Here is a 21,275-nt window from a genome sequence, read left to right as displayed (position 1 = left end):
CCACATGGGAGCCGACCTCGAGAAGGTCCTCATCACCGAGGAGCAGATCCTCGCCAAGCTCGAGGAGCTCGCCAAGGAGATCTGGGCCGAGTACGAGGGCAAGGACCTGCTGCTGGTCGGCGTCCTCAAGGGCGCCGTCATGGTGATGGCCGACCTCTCCCGGGCACTGCCCGGCACCGCGCCCGTCGACTGGATGGCCGTCTCCTCCTACGGCTCGGGCACCAAGTCCTCCGGCGTCGTGCGGATCCTCAAGGACCTCGACACCGACATCACGGGCAAGCACGTGCTCATCGTCGAGGACATCGTCGACTCCGGCCTGACCCTGTCGTGGATCCGGGCCAACCTGGAGTCGCGGTCGCCGGCCTCGGTCGAGATCTGCACGTTGCTGCGCAAGCCCGACGCCGCCAAGGTCGACATCGACGTCAAGTGGGTCGGCTTCGACATCCCCAACGAGTTCGTCGTCGGGTACGGCCTCGACTACGCCGAGAAGTACCGCAACCTGCGGGTCGTCGGCACCCTCGCCCCGCACGTCTACTCCTGAGCACTGGAACACCCGTCACGGGTCCGTCGTTGAGCACCACGGACGGCCGTGCCGCCGGTGTACCGTCGTCCCATCGCCACGCCCCGTCGGGGTGTCGGCGCACTGGCTGATCGAAGCAGGAGGCACGGGGCCGAGCCCCGCACACACATGGACTTCAAGCGCATTCTCCGGACCCCGCTGTTCTGGGTCATCGTCGTGGTCGCCACGACGCTCATGGTGTTCTCCTTCAGCGACGGCGGCGGCTACACCCGGATCGACACCTCGGCCGCCGAGAAGCTCATCGCCGAGGACAAGGTCGAGAAGGTCAAGCTGACCAACAACGAGGTCATCGACATCGACCTCAAGTCCGGCCAGACCTACTCCGACGGCGAGAACGTCAAGGACGCCACCAAGGTGCGCGCGCAGTACGTCGACGCCCGCGGCCCCTCGATCATCGACCTGCTCGCCAAGAACCCCCCGCCCGGCGGCTACACCGACGAGATCAAGGACACCAACCCGGTCCTGGCCCTGCTGGGCTCGCTGCTGCCGATCATCATCCTGCTCGGCCTGTTCTGGTTCCTCATGTCGCAGATGCAGGGCGGCGGCTCGCGCGTCATGCAGTTCGGCAAGTCCAAGGCCAAGCTCGCCTCCAAGGACACCCCCAAGGTGACCTTCGCCGACGTCGCCGGGGCCGACGAGGCCGTCGAGGAGCTCCACGAGATCAAGGAGTTCCTCGCCGAGCCCGCCAAGTTCCTCGCGGTCGGCGCCAAGATCCCCAAGGGCGTCCTGCTCTACGGCCCGCCCGGCACCGGCAAGACCCTCCTCGCGCGCTCCGTCGCCGGCGAGGCGGGCGTGCCGTTCTACTCGATCTCCGGCTCGGACTTCGTCGAGATGTTCGTCGGTGTCGGCGCCTCCCGCGTCCGCGACCTCTTCGAGCAGGCCAAGGCCAACGCCCCCGCCATCATCTTCGTCGACGAGATCGACGCCGTCGGCCGTCACCGCGGAGCCGGTCTCGGCGGTGGTCACGACGAGCGTGAGCAGACCCTGAACCAGCTGCTCGTCGAGATGGACGGCTTCGACGTCAAGACCAACGTCATCCTCATCGCCGCCACCAACCGCCCCGACATCCTCGACCCGGCGCTGCTGCGTCCCGGCCGCTTCGACCGGCAGATCGCGGTCGAGGCGCCCGACATGATCGGCCGCCACCGCATCCTCGAGGTGCACTCCCAGGGCAAGCCCATGGCCACCGGCGTCGACCTGCTCGCCGTGGCGCGCCGCACCCCGGGCTTCACGGGCGCCGACCTGGCCAACGTCCTCAACGAGGCAGCGCTGCTGACCGCCCGCAGCGACCAGAAGCTCATCGACAACGCCGCCCTCGACGAGGCGATCGACCGCGTCATCGCCGGCCCCCAGAAGCGCACCCGCATCATGTCCGCCAAGGAGCGGAAGATCACCGCCTACCACGAGGGCGGCCACGCCCTCGTCGCCGCGGCGATGAACCACACCGACCCGGTGACGAAGGTGACGATCCTGCCGCGCGGCCGGGCCCTCGGCTACACCATGGTCATGCCGACCGACGACAAGTACTCCACGACCCGCAACGAGATCCTCGACCAGCTGGCCTACGCGCTGGGCGGCCGGGTCGCCGAGGAGGTCATCTTCCACGACCCGACCACCGGCGCCGCCAACGACATCGAGAAGGCCACGGCGATGGCGCGCAAGATGGTCACCGAGTACGGCATGAGCGAGCGCATCGGCGCGATCAAGCTCGGCCAGAGCCAGGGCGAGGTCTTCCTCGGCCGCGACATGGGCCACCAGCGTGACTACTCCGAGGAGATCGCGAGCGTCGTCGACGAGGAGGTCCGCCGGCTCATCGACGCGGCCCACGACGAGGCCTGGCACGTCATCAACGACAACCGCGGCATCCTCGACCACCTCGTCCTCGAGCTGCTCGAGAAGGAGACGCTGAACGCCGCCGAGCTCGCGGAGGTCTTCGCCACGGTGCGGAAGCGCCCGCTGCGTCCGACCTGGCTCTCCAGCGAGACCCGGCTGCTCTCCGACCAGCCGCCCGTGCTGACCCCGGCCGAGCGCGCGGCCGCCAACGGTGGCGCGGAGAGCGCCGACGGCGCCCAGGCGACGGCGCACGCCATCGACCAGGCCGCAGAGGCGGGTGCCTACCCCCGCCACGAGGAGCACCCCCCGACCAAGGTCATCGAGGTCCCCGAAGGCGGTCATGTCGACCCAGACACGCACTGAGGCCGAGGGTGACGCCGCCGGAGCGCGCAACGCGATCGACTTCGAGCGTGCCGAGGCAGCGGTCCGCGAGCTGCTCATCGCGGTGGGGGAGGACCCCGACCGCGATGGCCTGAAGGAGACGCCGGCGCGGGTCGCCCGTGCCTACGCCGAGACCTTCGCCGGCCTGCGGATGAGCCCGGAGGAGGTGCTGTCAGCGACCTTCCCGATCGAGCACGACGAGATGATCCTCGTGCGCGACATCGAGGTCTACAGCACGTGCGAGCACCACCTCGTGCCCTTCCACGGCGTCGCCCACGTCGCGTACATCCCGGCCAAGGACGGCCGGGTCACCGGGTTGTCGAAGATCGCCCGGCTCGTCGAGGTGTTCGCCCGCCGGCCCCAGGTCCAGGAGCGGCTCACCACGCAGGTGGCCGATGCCCTCGTCGAGCACCTCCACGCCCAGGGCGTGATGGTGGTCGTCGAGGCCGAGCACCTCTGCATGTCGATGCGCGGCGTCCGCAAGCCGGGCTCGCGCACCATCACCTCGGCCGTGCGCGGCCAGCTGCGCAACGCAGCCACGCGCGCGGAGGCGATGTCGCTGCTGCTGGGCGGCAAGCGCTGAGATGATCCCGACGACGTCCGGCGGGAGGCCGCTGGTGATGGGGGTCGTCAACGTGACCCCCGACTCGTTCAGTGACGGCGGCCAGTGGTTCGAGCCCGAGGCCGCGATCGCCCACGGCCGCGCGCTCCTGTCACAGGGAGCCGACCTGCTCGACGTCGGAGGCGAGTCCACCCGGCCGGGCGCCGACCGGCCTCCCGTCGAGGAGGAGCTGCGGCGGGTCCTCCCGGTCGTCGAGTCCCTCGCCGCGGAGGGCGCGACCGTCTCGGTCGACACCATGCGGGCGGAGGTCGCGGCTCGCGCCATCGAGGCGGGCGCGTCGATCGTCAACGACGTGAGCGGTGGCCTGGCCGACCCCGAGATGGCCGCGGTGGCGGCCGACAGCGGCCTGCCCTTCATCGCGATGCACTGGCGCGGCCACAGCCGCGACATGCAGGACAGGGCGGTGTACGCCGACGTCCCGGCCGAGGTGTGCGCCGAGCTGGCGGAGCGGGTCGAGCACCTCCTCGCCGCCGGCATCGCCCGCGAGAACCTCGTCGTCGACCCCGGCTTCGGGTTCGCCAAGCTCGCCGCCCACAACTGGAGCCTGCTGCGCCACCTCGAGCAGGTCGTCGGCCTCGGGTACCCCGTCCTGGTGGGCACGTCGCGCAAGGCCTTCCTCGGCCGGCTCGGGTTGCCCGAGGGCAGCGCACCGCGCCCGCCGGTGGAACGTGACGTCGCCACCGCCGCCACCTCCGTGTATGCCGCGTTGGCGGGAGTGTGGGCGGTGCGGGTCCACAACGTCCCGCCGACGCTGGACGCCCTCCGCGTGGCAGCTGCCGTCACGGGGGCGCCATGACCGACCAGATCGTCCTGACCGGTGTCTCGGCGACCGGCTACCACGGCGTCCTCGAGCACGAGCGGCGCGAGGGCCAGACCTTCGTCGTCGACGTGACCATGGACGTCGACCTCGCGCCCGCCGGGGCCAGCGACGACCTCGCCGACACCGTGAGCTACGCGGAGGTGGCCGGCGACGTCGTCGCCCTGATCGAGGGCGAGCCCCTCGACCTCATCGAGTCCCTCGCCGAGCGCATCGCCCGCAGCGTCCTGGCCCGGCCGCTGGTCGAGGCCGTCGAGGTCGTGGTCCACAAGCCGCAGGCGCCGGTCGGCCACCCGTTCACCGACGTGGCGGTGCGGGTACGCCGGGAGCGCGAGACGCCGGTCGTGATCGCGCTCGGCTCGAACGTCGGTGACTCCCTCGACACCCTGCGCGACGCCGCCGTCGCGCTGTTCGGCCTCATCGACATCGACGCGGTCTCGCCGCTCGTCGAGACCGACCCGGTCGGTGGGCCCGAGCAGCCGCCCTACCTCAATGCTGTGGTCACCGGCACGACGTCGCTGTCGCCGCGGGCGCTCCTGCGGTTCCTGCACGACATCGAGGGCGCCCACGGTCGGACCCGTGACGTCCGCTGGGGCCCACGCACCCTCGACCTGGACCTCATCCAGTACGGCGACCCCGCGTTCAACACCGACATCCAGATGGACGACGCACTGCTGACGCTGCCCCACCCGCGGGCGCACGAGCGCGCCTTCGTCCTCGTTCCGTGGGCCCAGGCGGACCCCGAGGCGACCCTGCGCGTGGCAGGCGAGGTGCGCCGGGTGGCCGAGCTGGTCATGGCCATGGACACCTCGGGCGTGCGTCCCGGGCCCGACGAGGACCTGCTGGACGACGCATGGTGAACGACGGCCGCGGCCTGCGCCTCTCCCACCTGCTCGGCGTCGCCCTCGTCGTGGGCGGGCTCTCGTGGATCGGCTGGAACCTCTACCTCGGCAGGGGTGGCCTGCTCCCGCCGGCGCCGTGGGTCTCGGCCGTCCTCCTCGCCGTGATGGCTGCGCTGGTCTTCGCCGCCGGCCTGCCCGTGCGCAGGTTCCTGCGGGGGCAGGCGACCCGCCCGCTCAGCCCGATCCGGGCCGCGCGCACCGTGGTGCTGGCCCAGGCCGCCGCCCTCACCGGTGCCGGTGTGCTGGGCTTCTACGGCGCCGAGCTGCTGATCGTGCTGCCGGACCTCGACATCCCGTCCTACTCAGCCCTCGCGTGGCGCCTCGCTGCCCTCTGCGCGGGCGCGCTGCTGCTGGCCTGCTCCGGGATGGCCGTCCAGCGGATGTGCCGGATCGACCGCGGTGACCGTGACGAGCGAGGCGGCCGAGGGGACGGGCGCGAGCCCTGGGAGCAGCACGGCGAGCGCGACGAGGACCGCGACCGCGGCTGAGCGCTACTTGTCGATGTCTCCGACGACGAAGAACATCGACCCGAGGATCGCCACCATGTCGGCGATCAGGTTCCCCGGCAGCACCTCGCCCAGCACGGCGATGTTGTTGAACGACGCGGAGCGCAGCTTCAGCCGCCACGGCGTCTTCTCGCCCCGGGAGACGAGGTAGTAGCCGTTGAAGCCGAGCGGGTTCTCGGTCGCGGTGTAGAGGTCACCCTCGGGCACCTTGAGCACCTTGGGCAGCCGCACGTTCACCGGCCCCTGCGGCAGGGAGCCGAGTCGCGCGAGGCAGGCCTCGGCGAGGTCCAGGCTCACGTGCACCTGCTCCAGCAGCACCTCGAGCCGGGCCAGGCAGTCACCGGCGGAGCGGGTGACGACCCTGCCGGGGCCGCCGGGGCCGAACAGCTCGCCGTACGCGAGGTAGGGCTCGTCGCGGCGCAGGTCCATGTCGACGCCGGAGGCTCGGGCGATCGGCCCGGAGACGCCGTACGCCCGGATGGTCTCGGGCGTGAGCACCCCCACCCCGCGGGTGCGCGCACCGAGGATCTCGTTGCCGACGATCAGGGACTCCAGCTCGGGGAGGCGGCCCCGCACAGCGGCGATGGCACGGGAGACCCGGCCGAGCCATCCCGCCGGCAGGTCCTCCTTGAGCCCGCCGACGCGGTTGAACATGTAGTGCATCCGACCGCCGGAGGCCTCCTCCATCACCGCCTGCAGCTCCTCGCGCTCACGGAAGGCGTAGAAGATCGGCGTGATGGCGCCGAGCTCGAGCGGGTAGGAGCCGAGGAACATCAGGTGGTTGAGCACCCGGTTGAGCTCGGCGAGGAGAGTCCGGGCCCAGACAGCGCGCTCGGGGACCTCCATGCCCAGCATCCGCTCGACGCCGAGCACCACCCCGAGCTCGCTCGAGAACGCGGACAGCCAGTCGTGGCGGTTGGCCAGCACCAGGATCTGGCGGTAGTCGCGCACCTCGAAGAGCTTCTCCGCCCCGCGGTGCATGTAGCCGACGATGGGCTCGGCCGAGACGATGCGCTCGCCGTCGACGACGATCCGGAGCCGGAGCACGCCGTGGGTCGCCGGGTGCTGCGGCCCGATGTTGAGGACCATGTCGGCGGTGGCGAGGCCGCCGGCGCCGAGGCCGACCGTGAGCTCCTGCGGCCCGGTCGGAGAGGTCATGGCGCCATCCTGCCGCATCGGCCGGGCACCGCGCCCCAGGCCCGGAGGCGACCGCGTCGCGGAAGGCGGACGACCGTTCGTCGATCAGCCCGGGCAGCCGGGCAGGTTGTCGATCGCCACGGCGCGGCCCCGGTCGTCGAGCTTCACGACCAGGAGCCGCTCGCGCTCGTCGAGGCCGGCCAGCTCCTTCGCGTCCGCCGAGCGTGTCTGCAGTGGCTCGCCGTCCGCGACGCAGTGGTGGTAGAGGATCCGCGCGGTCTCGGCCAGGGGGATGTCGTAGTCGAGCCGGCTGTTCTGGTTGGTGTACGGAGTCCCCTTGAACGGCCGGACGGGCAGGCCCTCTCGCGCGAGCTTGGCGTCGTCGAGGCCCTTGTACGTCCAGCGGTCCAGCGTGAGGACCGTGGTCTCGCCGACGCGCCGCACGTCGACCGCCGTGCCGAAGTCGAAACTGCGCCCCCTCACCTCGCTGCGCACCGAGGCCGGCGCGGCCTTCGTCGTGGTGCCGGCCTTGGGCTTCGACGTCGACGTGACGGTGGGTGTCACGGTGACGGTGACGGGTGCGCCCTCCGGCGACGAGCCGCCGCCGCAGCCGGCGAGCCCGACGGTCGCGAGAGCACAGAGGGCAGCGCCGATCCGCTGTTTCGTCATGGGGACGGGGGTCCTTTCGCTCTGCAGCAGCCGCCCAGTCTGCCGTCCGCGGCCGGCCTGACAAAACCCGCCGGCATCCGGCAGGCTGCCGTCGTGAGCCCCAGTGGACCCTCCGCCGAGGTCGATGCCGCCGACCTGCTCGACCTCTCCGACCCCGCGGTCGTCGCGGATCCCTACCCCCACCTCGCCCGGCTCAGGGAGCGCGCGCCGGTGGCGTGGCACAGCGGCTTGGGGGTCTGGGTGGCCACCAGCCACGCGGCCGCGGGGGCGGTGCTGCGCGACCGGCGGCTGGGCCGGGTCTTCCGCCCCCGCACGCCCGAGAGCGACTGGGGCACGTTCAACTGGCTGCACGCCGACTCCGTGCTCGACAGCGAGCCGCCCAAGCACACGAGGCTGCGACGGCTGGTCGCGGGGGCCTTCGGCCGCGGACATGTCGCCCGCCTCCAGCCCCGGATCGAGGAGCTGGCCGCGGGACTCCTCGATGCCTGTGCCCCCGAGGGCACCACCGAGCCGTTCGACGCCATCGCCGGCTACGCCGAGCCGCTGCCCGTGCTGGTGATCGCCGAGCTCCTCGGCGTTCCCGAGGCCGACCGGCACCTGCTGCGGCCCTGGTCGCAGGCGATCGTGCGGATGTACGAGGTCGACCGCACGCAGCAGGAGGAGGCGCAGGCCCGGCAGGCGAGCGCGGAGTTCGCCGCCTACGTCGAGGACCTCGCGTCCGAGCGGGCCCGCCGACCCGGCCCGGACCTGCTCACCGACCTCGTCCAGGCCCGTGACGGCGGCGACCGCCTCTCCGGCCGCGAGCTCGTCGCCACCGCCGTGCTCCTGCTCAACGCCGGGCACGAGGCGAGCGTCAACGGGTTCGGCAACGGGTTGCACTCGTGGCTCACGGCCGGCCAGAGGGTGCCCGTCGACGTCGGCGACGACGCCGCGACCGCCCGGCTGGCCGAGGAGTTCCTGAGGCACGACTCGCCGCTGCACCTCTTCGAGCGGACCGCGAAGGAGGGCGCAGAGGTTGCGGGAGTCCGTTTGGAGCCCGGCGTGAGGATCGCGGCCCTGCTCGGCGCGGCCAACCGCGACCCCGCGGTGTTCGCCGACCCGGACCGTTTCGCCCCCGGCCGCGACCCCAACCCGCACCTCGCCTTCGGCGCAGGCATCCACTTCTGCATCGGTGCCCCGTTGGCCCGCCTCGAGCTCCAGGTGGCCGTGAGGACCCTGCTCGGCCGGTTCCCCGGGCTCGAGCTCGTCGAGTCGCAGCGGCGCCCCACGTTCGTCCTGCGCGGCTTCGAGCGGCTCGTCGTCAGCCCACGTGCTTGATCGACCACAGGAAGTCGCCGAAGCCCCCGCGCGCCATCAGCGCCCCGGCCGCTGACGACTCCTCCAGCGCCCGGAGGTAGGCCTGCGGCTCGCGCGCGGCGAGGGACATCGGGGGCGTGGCGCCGCTCAGGCCGAGCCCGCGCAACGCGGTCCGCTGGTCGATGAGGTCGTCGTGGTCGAGGGTGTCCATGGCCACGTGGGCGGTCAGGTCGCAGCTGCCGTCCGGCACCGGGTCGGTCACGCTCCCCGACCGGTATGCCGTGAGCGTGCCCCCGGGCGGGCGCTCACCGCCGCGGTGGCCGTAGTCCACGGCGATGGCGACGCCGCTGGTGATGCGCGCGAGCAGGCCCGCCCACGCGTCGTCGCGGCTCTCCCCGATCTCGACGCGCTGCCCCGGCTCGCTCGTCGGCCAGTGCCGCTCCGCCCAGACCAGCGCCGAACCGGACACGGGGTCGCCCCAGGCCTCCGCCCCGGTCGCGGCGTCGACCAGGCGGTGCCGCAGCACCCCGTCGGCGTCGACCTCGGCGATGTCGCACGGCACGACGTCGAGCCACTCGTGGGCCAGGACGAGCGCGTGGTCCAGCCGGTCCAGCGACGCGGGGAGCGCCGGACCGCCGGGGGAGACCGCCCAGTCGACTCCTGGGGGCAGCTCGGCCGGGGGCTGCACCACGTCGACCCCGGTGAGCCGCAGACCCGCGTCGACGGCCGCGAGGTGGCCGAGCAGCTCGCCCCGCCCCGCGCCGATGTCGACGATGTGGGTCAGCCCGCGGTCACCGGCGAGCTGGACCAGCGCCCGCGCCAGGGCCCGTCCGAGCACGCCGTGGGTCGCGGTGGTGAAGTGCCGTCCCGGGCCGCCCGCCGCCCGGTAGAACCCCCTGGGGCCGTAGAGCGCCTGCTGCCAGGCGTCACGCCACGAAATCCCTCCCATCCGGCACACGGTAATCGCGCGGCATGCGCCGCGGGAGTGCAGGGAGTCGGCGACCTTGCCACGCGGTAGCGTTCACGCCGTGAATGCCGCCGACGAGCGTCCTGCGCGCCTCGACGTGGGGGTGGTCGGGGCCGGCCGGGTGGGTGCCGTCCTCGGGGCCGCGCTGCAGCAGGCCGGCCACCGGGTGGTGGCCGTCTCCGCGGTGAGCGACGCCTCTCGTGCGCGCGCCGCCGACCTGCTGCCCGGTGCCCCGGTGCTCCCGGTCGAGGATGTCGTGGGTCGGGCCGAGCTGCTGCTCCTCGCCGTGCCCGACGACGCCCTCGCCGGCCTCGTCGCCGGGCTGAGTGCCACCCGGGCCTGGCAGGCCGGCCAGATCGTCGTGCACACCTCCGGCCGCCACGGCCTCGCCGTCCTCGAGCCCGCCCTGCCGCAGCACGTGCTCGGCCTCGCCCTGCACCCGGCGATGACCTTCACCGGCACCTCCATGGACCTCGTCCGGCTGGCCGAGTGCTGCTTCGGGGTCACGGCGCCGGAGCCGCTGCGCCCCGTCGCCGAGGCGCTCGTCCTCGAGATCGGCGCGGAGCCGGTCTGGATCGAGGAGGAGCAGCGCGCGCTCTACCACGCCGCCCTCGCCCATGGGGCCAACCACCTCGTCACCCTGGTCGCCCAGTCCATGGAGGCGCTGGCCGCCGCCGGGGTCGAGCGCCCGCACCGGCTGCTGGGCCCGCTGGTCCACGCGGCGCTCGACAACGCCCTCCGGGCGGGTGACGCCGCTCTCACCGGGCCGGTCGCGCGGGGTGATGTCGGTACGGTGGCCGAGCACCTGCGCCAGCTCCAGGGCGTGGCGCCCGATGTCAGGCCGACCTACGTCGCCCTCGCCCGGGCGACGGCCGAGCGGGCGCTCGCCTCGGGGAGGCTGCGGCCCAGCGCCGCAGAGCCCCTGCTGGACATCCTTGCGACGGATCAGGAGCGACAGTGAGCGACACGGACACCTCCCGGCCCATGGCGGGGCACGCCGTCCCGGTCGTGGCACGCACCCGGGAGGAGCTGGCCGACGCGCGGGCGCGGCTGGGTGGCGACGTCGCCGTGGTCATGACCATGGGTGCCCTGCACGACGGCCATGCCACTCTCATCCGCACGGCCCGGCGGGGTGCCGAGCACGTGATCGTGACGATCTTCCTCAACCCGCTGCAGTTCGGCCCCCGCGAGGACCTCTCCCGCTACCCGCGGACCTTCGACGCCGACATGGAGATCTGCCGGGCAGAGGGCGTCGACCTCGTCTTCGCCCCGACCCCGGACGTCGTCTACCCCGACGGCGACCCCGGCGTGCTGGTGTCGGCCGGCCCGCTGGGCAACGTCCTCGAGGGGCAGGCGCGGCCCGGTCACTTCGACGGGGTGCTCACCGTCGTCGGCAAGCTGATGCACCTCACCCGCGCCGACAGCGCCTACTACGGGCAGAAGGACGCGCAGCAGCTGCTGCTCATCCGCAGGATGGTCCGCGACCTCGACTTCCCCGTCGACGTGGTCTCCGTGCCGACGGTGCGCGAGCCGGACGGCCTCGCGATGAGCTCGCGCAACACCTACCTCACGGCCTCGGACCGCGAGGTGGCGCTGTGCCTCTCCCGCGCGCTGCGGGCAGGGGCCGACGCGGCGGCGGAGGGGCCGTCGGCGGTGCGCCGGGCGGCTCGCGCCGTGCTGGTCGCCGAGCCGCTGGCCCTGATCGACTACCTCGTGCTCGTTCACCCGACGACCCTCGAGGACGTCCCCGAGTGGTACCGCGGTGAGGCCCTGCTCGCCGTCGCCGGCCGGGTCGGCACCACGCGGCTCATCGACAACATGCCCATCAAGGTCGGCCCGGGAGGTGGCGCGCTCGAGGTGTTCTCGGACGTGCACGCCGAGCCGCCGGCCGCGAGCTGAGGGACGCCCATGCAGCGCTTCATGCTCTACGCGAAGATCCACCGGGCCACCGTGACGCAGGCCGACCTGCACTACGTCGGCTCGCTCACCCTGGACCGCGACCTCATGGACGCGGCGGGCCTGCTGCCCGGCGAGCAGGTCGACGTCGTCGACGTCGACAACGGCAACCGGCTCACCACCTACGTCATCGAGGGGGAGCGCGGCTCGGGGACCGTCTGCATCAACGGCGCGGCCGCCCGGCTCATCTCGCCCGGTGACACCGTGATCATCATCGCGTACGCCGCGATGGACGACCACGAGGCGCGGACCTTCGAGCCTCAGGTCGTCTTCGTGGACCGGGCCAACCGGATCGTCGAGGTGGGCCACGACGCGGGGGACGTTCCCGACGGGTTCGGGCTGGCCACCTCCGCGGTGACGCACCGGTCGCACCATGGCTGAGGGGTCGGCGGCCGGAGCCGGCGCGCCCGGCGCGTTCGCCGGGCCGGGAGAGCGCGCGCAGCGCCACGACCTGCGGCTCCCGGCCCGCCTGGTCGCGCCCGGCCCCGGGTGGAGCACCAACGCGGACGTCATCGTCGTGGGCTCGGGCATCGCCGGGCTCACGACGGCCCTGCGGCTGCGCCAGCGGGTCGACCGGGTGCTGCTGGTGACCAAGACCGTGCTCAACGCCGGCTCGACGTTGTGGGCGCAGGGCGGGATCGCGGCTGCGCTCGCCCCCGAGGACACCCCGGACGAGCACCTGCACGACACCCTGGTCGCCGGCGTCGGGGTGTGTGACGTGCCCGCGGTGACGGCGCTCGTCCACGAGGGTCCGGCGCGGGTCCGCGAGCTGGTGGCGCTCGGCGCCGAGTTCGACCTCGACGAGGAGGGCGGCCTGAAGCTGACCCGCGAGGGCGGCCACCGGCGCGACCGCATCGCGCACGCCGGCGGCGACGCCACCGGCCGGGAGATCTCGCGTGCCCTCATCGCCGCCCTGCAGGCCGTCATCGACGACCCCGGCATCGAGGTCATCGAGCACGCCCTCGTCGTGGACCTCCTCCAGGACGCCGACCGTCGGGTGTGCGGGGTGACCCTGCACGTCATCGGCGAGGGCCAGATCGACGGTGTCGGCGCGGCCCATGCCCGCGCCGTGGTGCTGGCCACCGGCGGCCTCGGACAGGTCTACTCGGCCACGACCAACCCCGCCGTCGCGACCGGTGACGGCATGGCGGCGGCGCTGCGCGCCGGTGCCGTCATCGCCGACCTCGAGTTCGTGCAGTTCCACCCGACCGTGCTCTGGCTCGGCGAGGGCAGCAGCGGCCAGCAGCCCCTGATCTCCGAGGCGGTCCGCGGCGAGGGGGCCTTCCTGGTGGACCGGGACGGCGTGCGCTTCATGTCGGGCGTTCACCCGCAGGCCGACCTGGCCCCCCGGGACGTCGTGGCCCGCGCCATCGTCGACCGCATGCAGGCGACGGGTGAGGACCACGTCCACCTCGACGCCCGGCACCTCGGGAGGGAGTTCCTGGAGGAGCGCTTTCCCTCGATCGTGGCGCGCTGCCGCGAGCTCGGGTTCGACCCGGCCACCGAGCTGCTCCCGGTCGCGCCGGCCCAGCACTACGTCTCCGGCGGCGTTCGCACGGACCTGCTGGGGCGGTCCTCCCTCGACGGTCTCTACGCCTGTGGGGAGGTCGCCTGCTCCGGCGTCCACGGGGCCAACCGGCTGGCCTCGAACTCGCTGCTCGAGGGGCTCGTGTTCGCCCACCGCATCGCCGACGACATCACCGGACGGCTGGCGGCAGGTGAGCTGCCGGTCACCGAGCCGGTGCAGCCGGTGGGGCCCGCGGCGCTGCTCGACGCGTCCCAGCGCGTGGCCGTGCAGCACGCCATGACCACCGGCGCCGGTGCCGTGCGCTCGGCGGCGTCCCTCGCCGCGACGGCGCGCGACCTCGAGGACCTCGCCCGCGGCGCCCGCGGCTCCGAGCCCGGGCCGCAGTCCTGGGAGACGACCAACCTGCTCCACATCGGCCAGCTGCTCACCCTCGAGGCGGCCCTGCGTGAGGAGACGCGCGGCGGCCACCTGCGCTCCGACTTCCCCGACCGCGACGACGAGCACTGGCGCGGCCACAGCCACGCCGAGCGCCACGACGACGGCTCGGTGACGACGACCTTCCACCCCGTGCCCCGACAGGACCCCGCATGAGCGACGCCCCCGACCTCGCGTTCCCCCAGGCCGACGCGGCAGCCCTGGTGCGGACGGCTCTCGACGAGGACCTCGGCCCGGACAGCCTCGACGTCACCACCCTCGCGACGTTCGCCCGCGAGGCGACCGCGACGGCTCAGGTCCTGGCCCGGGGCAGCGGGGTGGTCGCGGGGATGCCCGTGCTGGCGCTGGTGCTCGGCGAGGTGGCGGGCAGGCTCGGCCTCTCGGTGCCGGAGGTGCTGCCGGCCGTCTGGGACGGCGAGCGGGTCCACCGCGGCGACGTGCTGGCCACGGTGACCGGTCCCACCCAGGTCCTGCTCGTCGCCGAGCGGACGATGCTCAACATCCTGTCGCGGCTGTCCGGGGTGGCCACCCACACCCGTCACTGGGCCGACGCGCTCGAGGGCACCGCCTGCACGGTGCTGGACACCCGCAAGACGACCCCCGGGATGCGTGCGCTCCAGAAGTACGCCGTGCGCGCCGGCGGCGGGACCAACAAGCGCATGGGCCTCTACGACACGGCCATGATCAAGGACAACCACAAGCTGGCCGCGGGCTCGCTGACCGCGGCATACCGGGCCATCCGCGAGCGGTTCCCGCAGGTGCCGGTCCAGGTGGAGGTGACCACGGTGGACGAGGCCCTCGAGGCCGTCCGCATGGGTGCGCGCTTCATCCTCTGCGACAACATGTCCGTCGCCCTGCTGCGCGACACGGTCACCGCGGTCCGGGCGACCGGTGAGCGGGTGGAGGTCGAGGCCACCGGCGGGCTCACCCTCGCGGTGGCTCGGGAGTACGCCGAGACCGGGGTGGACTACCTCTCGGTGGGCGCGCTGACCCACTCCTCGCCCATCCTCGACATCGCCCTCGACGTCGTCGAGCCCTGACCGCGGAGGAGTCGGCACGCGACCTCGCCAGTGGGCCGCCCGCCCCTCGCCGGTGACAGGGCGGTATGCCGCGCTGGGTACCCTTTGGGGGTGAGCGAGACCCCCACGACCCACCACGATGCCGACCTGCCCGAGCAGATGCGCGTGCGCCACGAGAAGCGCGAGCGGCTGCTGGCCGACGGGCGGCAGGCCTACCCCGTTGCCGTCGAGCGCACCCACACCCTGGAGCAGGTGCGGGAGCAGTGGGGCCACCTGCAGACGGGCGAGGAGACCGAGGACGTCGTCGGCGTCGCCGGCCGGGTCATCTTCGTCCGCAACACGGGCAAGCTCTGCTTCGCCACCCTCCAGGAGGGGGTGGGCACCCGGCTCCAGGTGATGCTGAGCCTGGCCGAGGTCGGCGCGGAGGCGCTCGCCGACTGGAAGGCCCACGTCGACCTCGGCGACCACGTGTTCGTCCGGGGCCGGGTGATCTCGTCCAGGCGGGGGGAGCTCTCCGTGATGGCCACCGAGTGGCAGATGGCCTCCAAGGCACTGCGTCCGCTGCCGGTGCTGCACAAGGAGCTCTCAGAGGAGGCGCGCGTGCGGCAGCGGTACGCGGACCTCATCGTGCGCCAGGAGGCCCGCGACATGGTCCGCACGCGGGCGGCCATCGTCAAGGCCGTGCGCACGACCCTCGAGGAGCGCGGCTACCTCGAGATCGAGACCCCGGTGCTCCAGCTCATCCACGGTGGGGCCACCGCGCGTCCGTTCACCACCCACATCAACGCCTTCGACCAGGCGATGACGCTGCGCATCGCCCTCGAGCTCAACCTCAAGAAGGCCGTCGTCGGCGGCATCGAGAAGGTCTTCGAGATCGGCCGGATCTTCCGCAACGAGGGCGTCGACTCCACCCACAGCCCCGAGTTCACCATGCTCGAGGCCTACGAGGCCTACGGCGACCAGCACACCATGGCCGAGCTGATGCGCGAGATGTTCCTCGCCGCGGCGGACGCCGTCGGGTCGCGGCAGGTCGAGACCCCGAAGGGCACGGTCGACCTCGACGGCGAGTGGCGCTGGCTGCCGGTCTACCAGGGCGTCAGTGAGGCCGTGGGCGAGGAGGTCACCCCCGAGACCGACGCCGAGACGCTGCGCGCCATCGCCAAGCGCCACGACGTCGAGCTGGACCCGAAGTGGGAGGCCTCCAAGATCGTCACCGAGCTGTTGGGTGAGCTGGTCGAGCCCAACCTCCTCCAGCCGACGTTCCTGTGCGACTACCCACCGCACGCCCAGCCGCTGGCCCGGCCGCACCGCGACGACCCGAACCTCATCGAGGCCTGGGACCTCATCATCGCCGGCGTCGAGCGCGGCACCGCGTTCTCCGAGCTCGTCGACCCCGTGATCCAGCGCCGGGTCCTCGAGGAGCAGTCCCTGAAGGCTGCCGGCGGCGACCCGGAGGCGATGCAGCTCGACGAGGACTTCCTGCGCGCGCTGGAGTACGGCGCACCCCCGATGGGCGGCCTGGGCCTAGGCATCGACCGGCTCATCATGCTGTTCACCGGCGCCAACATCCGCGAGACGATCCTCTTCCCCCACCTGAAGCCCGAGGCGCATTCGTGAGCGAGATCTGGCCCTACATCGTCGCCCTGATTCCTTCGGCCGGCGTCGGCTTCCTCTTCTACATCGTCATCAAGAACATGATCGAGGGCGATCGGAAAGAAAGGCTCGCGCATTCCCAGTGGGAAGCCGAGCAGGAAAAGCGCGCCAAGAATTCCTGACCTGCTTTTCCGCGCTCCGGACGTGGTAGTACGTTGATCGCGTCCATTTCAGCCGGGAAAGGGAAATACCCATGGCGCAGCGCGTGAAAATCATTCTGGAGGACGACCTCGACGGGTCGCCTGCGGACGAGACCGTCACCTTCGGCCTCGACGGGGTGACCTACGAGATCGACCTCAGCGCGGGGAACGCCGCGCGCCTGCGCGATGACCTCGCCTCGTGGGTCGGCCACGCACGCCGTTCCGGCGGCCGCAAGAGCACCTCGTCCGGCCGCGCCTCGGCCTCGTCCGCCAAGCGCACGGACCTCGGCGCGGTGCGTGCCTGGGCTCGCGAGAACGGCTATGAGGTCAGCGACCGCGGGCGCATCTCGGCGGATATCCAGGCCGCCTACGACAAAGCGCACTGAGGCATTTGCCCGAAAGGGGGCGTTCCATTCCGGGAGCGTGAATTGAAGCCCGGAGCAGCGTCCCCTTTCGGAATGCCCGGGACCGATGCCGGCGCGGGCCGAACCACCCCGCCCGTCGTTTCCGACCGCGCCGTCGGGGCTGAGGCTCAGTCGCCGAGCAGGTCCGCCAGCAGGTCACCGTCGCGCGCGACGCGTTCGAGCACCTCGTCGAACATCAGCTGTTCCAGGGCACCCTCGCGCTCGGAGCCTGCCTCGACCTCGTCCCAGGTGCGCGGGGCGGCGCACGTCGGGGTCTCCCGGCCACGCAGCGAGTACGGCACGACGGTGGTCTTGGCAGCGACGTTCTGGCTCCAGTCGAGGAACACCTTCCCCGGACGCAGCGACTTCGTCATCTTCCACAGGATCAGGTCGGGGTGCTTCTTGGTCAGCTCCTGGGCGAGCTGCTGGGTGAGGTCCCGGACCTGGTCGGACGTCAGATCGCCGCCGAGGCCGGCATACAGCTGCATGCCCTTGCTCCCGCTGGTGACCGGGTAGAGATCGAGCCCGAGCGCCCCGAGGCGGTCGCGCACCATGAGCGCCACCTGGGAGCACTGTCGCAGCCCGGCGCCCTGCCCCGGGTCGAGGTCGATGACCAGGCGGTTGGGGTTCTGCGGCTCGCCCTCGCCGTCGATGGTCCACTGCGGGACGTGGAACTCGATCGAGTTGAGGTTGACGAGGTAGGTCAGCGCTGCGAGGTCGTCGACGAGCGGGTACGTCACGTCGTCGACCCGGACCGAGGGCAGCCACGACGGGGCCCCGCTGGGGAGGTTCTTCTCGAAGAAGCTCTGGTCGGCCACGCCGTGCGGCCAGCGCACGCGGGTGACGGGACGGTCCGCCAGGTGCGGCAGCAGCACCTCGGCGACCTGCGCGTAGTAGTGGAGCAGCTCTCCCTTGGTGGTCTCGGTGGCGGGGTACATCAGCTTGTCGAGGCTCGTGAGCTTCAGCCGGCGGCCGGCCACCTGCACGGACGTCGTCTCGGTCACCGGGGCTCGCCTCCCACCGCGTCGGCCATCAGGTCGTCGGCGGTCAGGTCGGAGCGCACGCCGAGGTATGCCGGCTGGCGGAGCCGGCCGTCACGGGTCACCTCGAGGACCCGCGCCTCGACGACCACCTCCGGGCGGACCCACACCGCGCCGCGAGCATCCATCGCGGGAACCTCGTCGCAGAACGGCGACTCGTCGGCGCGCAGGGGCTCGAGCAGCGCGGCGAGCTGCCGCTGGGCGGCACCGGCGATCCCGCTCCCCATGCGGCCGGCGTAGCGCCATCCCTGCGCGGTGGGGACCCCGAGCAGCACGGCGCCGAGGCGGCCCGCGTCGTTGGTCCTCTCCGGGCGCCAGCCGCCCACGACGGCCGAGATCGTCGTGCGGTGGGGCGACTTGAGCCACTCGGAGGACCGTCGCCCCGGCACGTACGCGGAGCCCAGCCGTTTGCTCACCACACCCTCCAGCCCCTGCTCGAGCGTGGCGCGGAACAGCTCCTCGCCGTCCGGGTAGACGGGCGGGACCTGCCAGTGGCGGCCGGTGAGGTCGAGCCGCTCGAGCAGCTCGCGCCGCGCCGACAGGGGTTGGCCGGTGAGGTCCTCGCCGAAGAGCCGCAGCAGGTCGAAGACCATGTAGGTGACCGGGCGGACGGCTGCCAGGCGCTCGGCCCTGCGGCGGTCCGCGACGTGCATGCGGTCGGCCAGCGCCGCGAAGGACGGGCGACCTTCCTGCAGTGCCACCACCTCGCCGTCGAGCAGGAGGTCGTCGTAGGTGTCGGCCAGCCCGGCCAGCTCGGGGTAGCTCGCCGTGACGTCGTTGCCCGTGCGGGACGTCAGCGTGAGCTGTCCGCCGTGGATGTCGGCGAGGACGCGCATGCCGTCCCACTTCACCTCGTGGACCCACGCCGGGCCGGTCGGCACGGCGGCGGCGGGGGTGGCGAGCATGGGGCGCACGGCCCCATCCTGTCAGCGCCGCCCCGTCAGCGCGGTGGGTTGCGCACCCCCAGCACCCGCTCCGTGGTCTCGCGCAGTGCAGCCGACTGCTCGCGGGCGGAGAACGCCGGCGTCGCAGCGATCCGCTCGAGGAAGCCGTTGAGCAGCAGCAGCAGCCACTGGAGGGACTGCTCCGTCGGCCAGTCCTGCCGGATCTGGCCTGCGGTGCGCGCCGCCTCGACCCACGGCAGGAGCCCGTCGTGGATCGCGCGCTCGTCGGCCTCGAGCACCGTGGCGACCTCGGGGACGGTCATCACGCCGCCCACGGCGAGCACGAAGCCGGCAACCCGGTCGTCGCGGGCCTCGTCGGCAGCGTGGTCCACGTAGTCGAGGACCACCGCGAGGGCGTCGTCCCGGCCGCTCTGCGCAGCGAACCACTCACGGGTCTCGGCCGTGCCGAGGTCGATGATCGCGGTCAGGAGGTCGAGCTTGGTGGGGAAGTAGTGGAAGAAGGTGCCTGACCCGATGCCGGCGGCCCGGCAGATGGCGGCAGTGGTGGTCCGCTCGAATCCCGCCCGGGCGAAGCAGGTGAGGGCCGCGTCGATGATGGCGAGGCGCCGCTCCCGGTGGCGTTCTGGGTCGACGGTTCGCGCCATGCGTGGGCGACCTCCTCCCTCTCCTGCTCGTGCCGGCGTCGGCGCCGCACCTCCGCAACCGCGACCACGATCGCCAGGAGAACCGGTGCCCAGTACGTGCGTGACTGCAACACTGCCAGCAGCCAGGCCGGCGGGTGCGGCCGGGGGACCTCCGGCAGGTCTGGGAATGGGATGCGCGGCAGGTCCGGCAGGCGAACCGTCGGCAGGTCGATCCGCGGCAGGCGGAGCTGGGGCAGCCAGCCCCACAGGTCGAGGCTGAGTGCCAGCCTCAGCGTCAACAGCGCCACCGCGACCTGCGCGACGGCGATGACGACATGGCGCGAAGCGGCGAGCCACGGATGGCGCCGCTGCCACTGGTGGCTGCGGTGGGCCCGGGTGCCCTCGGGCGGCTCGAAGGGGATGGTCCTGCGCCGGTGGCGGCGCAGGCCCGCTGGGAACGTGGGGGTCAGGGCTCCCGGCAGCACGAGCTGGACGCGTCCGGGGCCCCCGACCACCGGGTACGCCGCCGCCCGCACGGTCAGGCCGGCCAGGGCCGCCGGAGTGGAGTCAAGCGTCGCGACCTCGAAGGCGATCGAGGACAGCTCCGCCGACCTGGTCGACACCGCAGTGCCGTCCACCCTCAGCTCGGCGGTGGCCAGGGCGCCCTTGCGGGTCAGGGTCACCTCGAGGAGGTGGCCACGGTGGACGAGGTGGTGGACAGCGGACACGACTCAATAATAGAGTACGTGCTCTAGTAAAACCATGACCGCGGTCGACCGGGAGCGGAGGACGACGGTGAGGCACCTGAGTCGCGTCACGCGCAGCAGGGCGCTGCCGCTGGGCGTCCTGTTGGTCCTGGCGCCGATCTGCGCCGAGTTCATCCAGGCCTACCTCCCGATCACGGGCAGGCCGCTCGAGCTGGTGGGGGCCCTGCTCGTGCTCGCGCCGCTCTACGGTGGCACGGCCGTGCTCATCCGCGAGACGGCGGTGCGCACGGGGCGTGGCTGGCCGGGGGTGCTCCTGCTGGCCGCCGCGTTCGGCGTGGTGCAGGCGGGGATCGTCGACATGAGCCTGTTCCTGTCCGTCGACACCGGGGTGCCGGCCTTCGACGAGGCGTTCACGCCCACCCTCGTCGGCCTGCTCGGGGTCAGCGCAGCTGCCTCGACCACGTGGGTCGGCGGCCACGTCGTCATGAGCATCGGCGTCCCGGTTGCCCTCGTCCACTGGGCGTGGCCGCGGTGGGCAGGTCGGCCGTGGCTTGGCCCCCGCGGGCTGGCGGTCATGGCTTCGCTCGTGCTCGGGGCCGCGGCCCTCATCCATGCCGACCAGCGGAGCGTCCAGGGTGGGGGGCCCTCGAAGGCACAGCTGGTCGGGGCGACGGTGGTGGCGGGGGCCCTGGTGGCCCTGGCCCTCAGCCGCATCGGCAGGCCGCTGCCCACGACGACGCAGCGAGTGCCACCTCGGGCGCTCTGGCTCCTGTGCGGGGCGTTCGCGGTGAAGCTGACCGCGGAGCTGGTGCCCCCGACGTGGCTCGGCGTCAGTGTGGTCTGGGTCCTGGCGGCCGGGACCGTGGTCTCGGTGGCCCGGCTGTCGGTCTCCGGGCACTGGCGGGACGGGCAGCCCGCGGCACTCGCTGCCGGAGCCCTGCTGGCCTGGGCCGTCATCGGGTTCCTCGCCCCCGCGGTTCCCGGGGTGGACCCCACCAACCGCCTGGTCCACAACCTCGTCTTCGGTGTGCTCGCGGTGCTGCTGGCCATCGTCGTGGTCCGCCGAGACCAGCGTCGGTGTGCCACGGGGTCCGCAAAGGACGATGCACCCACGCCGCGGGCGAGGCATGCTTGACCCGTCGACGCGACCGGCAC

General features: G+C 72.7%; 22 protein-coding genes. 16 read left to right on the top strand and 6 right to left on the bottom strand.

All coding sequences use genetic code 11. The features are described 5' to 3' along the window. Positions 1-4 precede the first annotated feature (4 nt). The 6 genes from hpt to VIB11_RS06915 all read left to right on the top strand — a co-directional run bounded on the left by hpt (position 5) and on the right by VIB11_RS06915 (position 5,623). Positions 5-541, top strand: a complete 537-nt coding sequence (gene hpt, locus VIB11_RS06940; protein ID WP_414695778.1) for a hypoxanthine phosphoribosyltransferase — start codon at positions 5-7, stop codon at positions 539-541. Positions 542-688: 147 nt separating this feature from the next. After that, complete coding sequence (gene ftsH, locus VIB11_RS06935; RefSeq protein WP_332029674.1) at positions 689-2,776, top strand: ATP-dependent zinc metalloprotease FtsH; 2,088 nt, start codon at positions 689-691, stop codon at positions 2,774-2,776. Continuing rightward, positions 2,754-3,377 (top strand): GTP cyclohydrolase I FolE, encoded by a 624-nt coding sequence (gene folE / locus VIB11_RS06930; protein WP_332029672.1) that lies wholly within the window; start codon positions 2,754-2,756, stop codon positions 3,375-3,377. The genes ftsH and folE overlap by 23 nt, the downstream gene beginning before the upstream one ends. A gap of 1 nt (position 3,378) precedes the next feature. Beyond that, positions 3,379-4,212 carry a dihydropteroate synthase gene (gene folP, locus VIB11_RS06925; protein ID WP_332029671.1) on the top strand — a complete coding sequence of 278 codons (834 nt, stop codon included), beginning with the start codon at positions 3,379-3,381 and terminating at the stop codon, positions 4,210-4,212. Then, positions 4,209-5,093: a 2-amino-4-hydroxy-6-hydroxymethyldihydropteridine diphosphokinase gene (folK, locus tag VIB11_RS06920; RefSeq protein WP_332029669.1), complete on the top strand. Its 885-nt coding sequence runs from the start codon at positions 4,209-4,211 to the stop codon at positions 5,091-5,093. Before folP ends, folK begins: the two co-directional genes overlap by 4 nt. Next, positions 5,087-5,623: a DUF3180 domain-containing protein gene (locus VIB11_RS06915; protein ID WP_332029667.1), complete on the top strand. Its 537-nt coding sequence runs from the start codon at positions 5,087-5,089 to the stop codon at positions 5,621-5,623. Before folK ends, VIB11_RS06915 begins: the two co-directional genes overlap by 7 nt. A gap of 3 nt (positions 5,624-5,626) precedes the next feature. Here the strand turns inward: VIB11_RS06915 and VIB11_RS06910 are convergent, their stop codons facing one another. Next, a complete protein-coding gene (locus tag VIB11_RS06910; RefSeq protein WP_332029665.1) occupies positions 5,627-6,799 on the bottom strand; it encodes an NADH-quinone oxidoreductase subunit D in 1,173 nt (390 codons plus the stop codon). Positions 6,800-6,883: 84 nt separating this feature from the next. Continuing rightward, positions 6,884-7,447, bottom strand: a complete 564-nt coding sequence (locus VIB11_RS06905; RefSeq protein ID WP_332029663.1) for a hypothetical protein — start codon at positions 7,445-7,447, stop codon at positions 6,884-6,886. Between the two features lie 93 nt (positions 7,448-7,540). Between VIB11_RS06905 and VIB11_RS06900 the strand changes: the two genes are divergently transcribed. After that, entirely contained in the window at positions 7,541-8,764 is a 1,224-nt protein-coding gene (locus VIB11_RS06900) for a cytochrome P450 (protein ID WP_332029661.1), read from the top strand. Here the strand turns inward: VIB11_RS06900 and VIB11_RS06895 are convergent. Next, positions 8,748-9,692, bottom strand: a complete 945-nt coding sequence (locus VIB11_RS06895) for an SAM-dependent methyltransferase (RefSeq protein ID WP_332029659.1) — start codon at positions 9,690-9,692, stop codon at positions 8,748-8,750. The genes VIB11_RS06900 and VIB11_RS06895 overlap by 17 nt on opposite strands. Before the next feature lie 79 nt (positions 9,693-9,771). Here VIB11_RS06895 and VIB11_RS06890 point away from each other — a divergent pair, with 79 nt between their 5' ends. From VIB11_RS06890 to VIB11_RS06855, 8 genes are all read left to right on the top strand, one after another. Beyond that, a complete protein-coding gene (locus VIB11_RS06890; protein ID WP_332029657.1) occupies positions 9,772-10,671 on the top strand; it encodes a Rossmann-like and DUF2520 domain-containing protein in 900 nt (299 codons plus the stop codon). Positions 10,672-10,694: 23 nt separating this feature from the next. Next, complete coding sequence (gene panC, locus VIB11_RS06885; protein WP_332029693.1) at positions 10,695-11,609, top strand: pantoate--beta-alanine ligase; 915 nt, start codon at positions 10,695-10,697, stop codon at positions 11,607-11,609. 9 nt (positions 11,610-11,618) lie between these two features. Continuing rightward, a complete protein-coding gene (panD, locus tag VIB11_RS06880) occupies positions 11,619-12,047 on the top strand; it encodes an aspartate 1-decarboxylase (protein WP_332029655.1) in 429 nt (142 codons plus the stop codon). Beyond that, positions 12,040-13,785: an L-aspartate oxidase gene (locus VIB11_RS06875; protein WP_332029653.1), complete on the top strand. Its 1,746-nt coding sequence runs from the start codon at positions 12,040-12,042 to the stop codon at positions 13,783-13,785. Before panD ends, VIB11_RS06875 begins: the two co-directional genes overlap by 8 nt. After that, complete coding sequence (gene nadC / locus VIB11_RS06870) at positions 13,782-14,669, top strand: carboxylating nicotinate-nucleotide diphosphorylase (RefSeq protein WP_332029651.1); 888 nt, start codon at positions 13,782-13,784, stop codon at positions 14,667-14,669. The genes VIB11_RS06875 and nadC overlap by 4 nt, the downstream gene beginning before the upstream one ends. A 138-nt stretch (positions 14,670-14,807) precedes the next feature. Continuing rightward, positions 14,808-16,265: a lysine--tRNA ligase gene (gene lysS / locus VIB11_RS06865; RefSeq protein WP_332029691.1), complete on the top strand. Its 1,458-nt coding sequence runs from the start codon at positions 14,808-14,810 to the stop codon at positions 16,263-16,265. Then, on the top strand, positions 16,262-16,423 hold the full coding sequence (locus VIB11_RS06860; RefSeq protein ID WP_332029649.1) for a hypothetical protein: 162 nt from the start codon (positions 16,262-16,264) through the stop codon (positions 16,421-16,423). Before lysS ends, VIB11_RS06860 begins: the two co-directional genes overlap by 4 nt. 71 nt (positions 16,424-16,494) lie before the next feature. Next, positions 16,495-16,827, top strand: a complete 333-nt coding sequence (locus VIB11_RS06855) for an Lsr2 family protein (protein ID WP_332029647.1) — start codon at positions 16,495-16,497, stop codon at positions 16,825-16,827. 146 nt (positions 16,828-16,973) lie between these two features. Here VIB11_RS06855 and ligD (VIB11_RS06850) read toward each other — a convergent pair whose 3' ends face one another. Genes ligD (VIB11_RS06850) through VIB11_RS06840 form a run of 3 tightly spaced genes read right to left on the bottom strand, consistent with a single transcriptional unit; the run spans position 16,974 to position 19,434 of the window. Next, complete coding sequence (gene ligD, locus VIB11_RS06850) at positions 16,974-17,849, bottom strand: non-homologous end-joining DNA ligase (RefSeq protein ID WP_332029645.1); 876 nt, start codon at positions 17,847-17,849, stop codon at positions 16,974-16,976. Next, a complete protein-coding gene (ligD, locus tag VIB11_RS06845) occupies positions 17,846-18,790 on the bottom strand; it encodes a non-homologous end-joining DNA ligase (protein WP_332029689.1) in 945 nt (314 codons plus the stop codon). The genes ligD (VIB11_RS06850) and ligD (VIB11_RS06845) overlap by 4 nt, the downstream gene beginning before the upstream one ends. Positions 18,791-18,825: 35 nt before the next feature. Beyond that, entirely contained in the window at positions 18,826-19,434 is a 609-nt protein-coding gene (locus VIB11_RS06840) for a TetR/AcrR family transcriptional regulator (protein ID WP_332029643.1), read from the bottom strand. A 741-nt stretch (positions 19,435-20,175) separates the two neighbouring features. On the opposite strand from VIB11_RS06840, the gene VIB11_RS06835 reads away from it, so the two are divergent. After that, the gene (locus VIB11_RS06835; protein ID WP_332029642.1) at positions 20,176-21,255 is read left to right on the top strand and encodes a hypothetical protein; all 1,080 of its coding nucleotides are present in this window, start codon (positions 20,176-20,178) and stop codon (positions 21,253-21,255) included. Positions 21,256-21,275 lie beyond the last annotated feature (20 nt).

This window comes from Pedococcus sp., from assembly GCF_036554925.1.
Classification (GTDB): Bacteria; Actinomycetota; Actinomycetes; order Actinomycetales; family Dermatophilaceae; genus Pedococcus_A.
Note: the sequence above shows the minus strand (reverse complement) of the source record. Positions and strands in the feature narration are given on the sequence as shown.